This is a genomic window from Anaerotignum sp. (genome assembly GCF_017483025.1).
Lineage (GTDB): Bacteria > Bacillota > Clostridia > Lachnospirales > Anaerotignaceae > Anaerotignum_A.
On the sequence record NZ_JAFUMA010000101.1, the window covers coordinates 1 to 3501 of the forward strand.

Annotated in this window: 3 protein-coding genes and 1 pseudogene; all 4 read left to right on the forward strand. The window is 43.6% G+C overall.

What is annotated here, in order from left to right:
* Nucleotides 1-492, forward strand: a pseudogene (locus IJ369_RS08890) (RNase III inhibitor); the annotation flags it as partial.
* A 94-nt stretch (nucleotides 493-586) separates the two neighbouring features.
* Nucleotides 587-1240, forward strand: coding sequence for a vWA domain-containing protein (locus IJ369_RS08895; RefSeq protein ID WP_290718253.1), 654 nt, complete (start codon nucleotides 587-589; stop codon nucleotides 1238-1240).
* Complete coding sequence (locus IJ369_RS08900) at nucleotides 1240-2049, forward strand: ADP-ribosylglycohydrolase family protein (protein ID WP_290718255.1); 810 nt, start codon at nucleotides 1240-1242, stop codon at nucleotides 2047-2049. The genes IJ369_RS08895 and IJ369_RS08900 overlap by 1 nt, the downstream gene beginning before the upstream one ends.
* Nucleotides 2039-3199 (forward strand): HD domain-containing protein, encoded by a 1161-nt coding sequence (locus IJ369_RS08905; RefSeq protein ID WP_290718257.1) that lies wholly within the window; start codon nucleotides 2039-2041, stop codon nucleotides 3197-3199. Before IJ369_RS08900 ends, IJ369_RS08905 begins: the two co-directional genes overlap by 11 nt.
* Nucleotides 3200-3501 lie beyond the last annotated feature (302 nt).

Genomic DNA, 3501 nt, shown 5'->3' on the forward strand with positions numbered 1-3501 from the left:
GACGAAGCCAGACGCGAACTTCGGTTCATCAGAGAACGCCGTAGGTTGGCAGAATTGTCTGATGATGCGATCGAGAAAAACTGCAGTATTCCGTCTTGTCCTTCTTCTGTTGCGGGCGCTGCCTTAAGCCTGGAAGATATGCTGGGAGAAGAAGAAATGACATTTTCCGAGGCGTTATTGGACTGGCTGATCAAAAAAGACCTGAACGATCCTGATGTTTATAAAAAAGCAAATATGGATCGAAAGCTCTTTTCAAAGATCCGCAGTAATGCTGATTATAAACCGAAAAAAAGTACGGCTATCGCTTTGGCACTGGCTCTGGAATTGGATCTGGAAGAAACAAAGGAATTCATCGGCAGAGCCGGCTATGCGCTGACACATAGCAGTAAATTCGATATTATCATCGAGTATTTCATCAGACAGAAAAACTATAATGTATTTGAGATCAATGAGGTGTTATTTGCCTATAATTACCCTCTGATCGGGTGCTGAATGGATGTCGCTTGCGAAGCGACCTTTACCTCCCTATTATTTCGTATACTTTAGTTGTAAGTAAGAAGTGCGAAATAACAGGGAGGTTTTATTTATGAAACAGAATTTGACAGAAATCGTATTTATCCTGGATAGAAGCGGATCTATGGCCGGTATGGAGGCAGATACTATCGGCGGGTTTAATAGCCTGATTGAAAAGCAGAAGAAAGAAAAAGGCGAAGCCATTATTTCTACTGTACTGTTCGATAATCAGAGAGAAGTGCTGCATAACAGAGTATGTCTGAATCGAATCAAACCTATGACAGAGGAAGAATACTATGTGCGTGGCAGTACAGCGCTGTTGGATGCAGTAGGATTTGCGATCGATCACATCATCAATGTCCGCAGACATACAAAAAAGGAATATCAGCCTGCAAAAACAATGTTCGTTATTATGACAGATGGCTATGAAAATGCCAGCACAAATTTTAGCTATAGAGATATCAGAAGAATGATCGAGCGTCAGAAAGAGCGTTATCACTGGCAGTTTATGTTTGTTGGTGCAAATATGGACGCCATCGGAGAGGCATCTAAATATGGTATCGATGCGGATATGGCAGTGGAATACCACTGTGACAGAAGAGGTACAGCAGTCAGCTATGATGCAATTTGCGGTGCGGTATCTGCAGTCCGCGCATGTGGTGCAGTACCTATGGGATGGAAGAACGAGGTTGAAAAAGACCGTAAAAGTAGAAGGAGGGAACGCTAATGTATGGTGCGATTTTAGGAGATATGATCGGCAGCCCTTATGAATTTGACAGGGGCAAGAAAACAAAAGAGTTCCCCTTATTTATCAGAAGCTCTATGTTCACCGATGATTCTGTAATGACGATCGCAGTAGCAGAAGCTTTTATGGAAGCAGAGCCGGGGGCATCTGACGACGAAATCAGACAGCTGCTTATCAGCAATATGCGCCGCTGGGGCAGAAAATACCCTTATGCCGGTTATGGGATGCGTTTCTCCATCTGGCTTGCGGAACCCAGACCGAAGCCTTATGGCAGTTACGGCAATGGCTCTGCAATGAGAGTATCGTCTGCGGCATGGTTGTTCGATGATCTGGATACAGTCAGAAAAATGGCAAGGTTGAGTGCAGAAGTGACACATAATCATCCGGAAGGGATTAAAGGCGCGGAATCTACAGCAGCAGCAATCTATCTTGCCAGAACAGGAAAAACGAAAGAAGAGATCAAAGAATATATCATCAATGAATTTGGCTATGATCTGAGCCGTACCTGTGATGAGATCAGACCTACATATTATCATGTGGAATCCTGCATGGGGACTGTGCCTGAAGCGATCACGGCGTTTCTGGAAGGGGATTCCTTTGAGGATGTTATCCGTACTGCAGTGTCCCTCGGCGGTGACTGCGATACATTAACAGCGATTGCAGGCAGTATTGCAGAAGGGTTCTACGGGGTACCTGAGGATCTGAAAAAAGAATGTGATTTCAGACTTACGAAGGGATTAAAAGATGTGGTTGATAGATTTGAAGGAAGGAGAGGGGCTTATGCAGAATGAATTTTTGGATAATAATCACTTGATCGTTGAAAAGATCCAGGCGTTTAAAGCAGAGCCGAAAGGGGAAACCTATGGCGCGGTTCTCAGACAGGTGTATGAAAGAATGACGGATGACGGACACTTTCTTATCCCTGTATGGACACCTGAGGAAGAAAAGGACAGCGAAAATCCGACTTTTTGCTTCCATCAGCTGCAGACCGATGACGGATGTACCTATCTTGTAGCGTTTACGGATGTGGATGAGGTGAATAAAGGGGAAGAAAGCGGGATCCTTTCTGATTATATCGACCAGTTCTTTGATATCGTGTTTTCTGCAGAACACGCAGCCGGCTTTATGCTGAACCCTTGGGGTGAGAATTGCTTTTCTTTTTCTAAAGCGATGATGCAGACGATCGTGGACCGTTATGAAGTGGAAAATGACCCTCAAAAAGGGAATGCGTTGCTGGAAAAAGCCATTCATTTCGCAACAGAGAAACACGCCGGAGGTGTTAGAAAAGGCACTGATAGAGCGTATATCGGGCATCCTCTGGAAGTCATGAATATCCTGATGCACATGGACGCTGATCGGGAACTGATGATGGCGGGTTTGCTGCATGATACGATTGAGGATACGGATACAACATATCTGGATATCAAGAATGAGTTTGGTCTGGATGTAGCGGCATTGGTGGCGGCACATAGCGAACCCCCTGAAGCGACTTGGGAGGATGGCAGAAGACAGACTGTAGAAGAACTGGATTACTGTTCTTTCCGTGAGAAACTCCTGATCATGGCTGATGTAACGGCTAATTTGCGTAGCCTATGGAGAGATTACAGACATATCGGCGAATCTCTGTGGGAACGTTTTAATGCACCGAAAAACAGACAGGCATGGTTCTATGGTGCGGTACAGGATAAAATGGCAGAGATGCAGCAGTATATGGAAACAGCAGAGGTTTATTGGGAGATGGTAGGCTTGTATAAGGATCTGTTTGTGGATTATTATATCGACAGGGATAGAGAAATCATCTACCAGTATTGTGCTGATGGCACTTGCTTTGCGCTTAAAAAAGGAGAAGGGGAATGGAAACCTGCAGAACTGCCAGATGGACTGGAAGTGGTAAGAAGGGCAGATGCAGAGAGAATGGAAGATTATTGGAACATGAAATAATAATTTGTATATAGCGGAAAACGATGTCGTTTTCCGCTTTTTTCATTTATTTTTATAATGGGTGATTTGGATGGACAGATTTTGGGACAGGATGTGCTGTAAAATGGACCTAAAAATCAAATAGTGTTTTGGGTTATGTTCTAATTTGCTATAATAGATAAAAGCAGGATGGAATGATAACCATTATATTGGAAGGTGGGTCATGCTATGGGATTTTTCAGCAGTAGAATTGAGTTAGATCAGAAGATAAAAAGTCAGGAACAAGAAATAAAAAATCTGTTGAGCGAATGTAGCTACCATAA